The following is a 1036-nucleotide window of genomic DNA, read 5'->3' as shown; positions in this document are numbered from 1 at the left end:
TGCAGTTGAGTTTGGATGAACGTCGTATCATCGCACGGATGCATGAGAAGAAGATCAGTCAGGCTGAGATCGCGCGCGCCCTTCGCCGCCACCGCTCAACGATCTGCCGGGAGCTGCGACGGAATTTCTGGCATGATCGTGAGGTTCCGATTGCGGAAGGATACTGGCACGTCACGGCACATGGGATGGCGGTCGACCGGCGTCGCAAATACCGCAAGCTGCTGCGCGACCCTAGTCTGTGCGCTGCCGTGATAGATCGGCTCAAGGACGGCTGGTCGCCGGAACAGATTGCCGGTCGGCTGCGGCTTGCCGGCGGTGTCGCTACCCGGCTGAGCCATGAGACAATCTATCAGTACGTCTATTCACAGGAAGGCCAGGATCAACAATTGGCGCGCCACCTGCCTGAACGGCGCCGCCTACGGCGACCAAGATATGCACGCAAACCCAGAAGCCTCGTCTTTCCAATCGAATGCGCCATTCGCAACAGGCCTGAAGTCATCAACTCCCGCAGTGAATTCGGTCACTGGGAAGCGGATCTGATGATCTTCAGAAAGGAGCATGGCGCCGCAAACATAGCCACCGTCGTGGAGCGCAAGAGCCGTTACACTCTGCTGTTTCGCAACAATGACCGGCGCTCGAAGCCGATCATGAACCAGTTGATCCGGCATCTGGCACCCCTGCCCATCCAAGCCAGGCAAAGTCTGACATTCGATCGAGGGTTGGAGTTCGTATCATGGCGCGAGCTCGAGCACGGCATGGGAACGACCGCCTGGTTCTGCGACCCCCAAGCTCCATGGCAGAAAGGCACGGTCGAGAACACAAACAAGCGTGTTCGACGATACCTGCCGCCGGAAACGATCGTGCTGGATTTCCGCAATCAGGAGATCCGCTCCCTATGTGACAGGCTGAATAGCACGCCGCGCAAGTGCTTAGGGTTTCAAACACCAAAGGAGATATTCAGCAGACATCTATTGGCTCTGGAAGGGCAATGCTTGTAGCTTTCGAAGTCGCGTTGCATTCAAGCTGGAACCAGCAG

At 57.5% G+C, this 1036-nt stretch carries 1 protein-coding gene; it reads left to right on the top strand.

Annotated features, from left to right (window positions below):
* On the top strand, nt 1–998 hold a 998-nt coding region (locus ACEXP3_RS24675; protein ID WP_508436207.1), incomplete at its 5' end, for an IS30 family transposase.
* Nucleotides 999–1036 lie beyond the last annotated feature (38 nt).

Source organism: Neorhizobium fuzhouense (genome assembly GCF_042611105.1).
GTDB lineage: Bacteria > Pseudomonadota > Alphaproteobacteria > Rhizobiales > Rhizobiaceae > Neorhizobium > Neorhizobium galegae_A.
The sequence above is the reverse complement of the archived record's forward strand: the minus strand, read 5'-3'. Positions and strand labels throughout refer to the sequence as shown.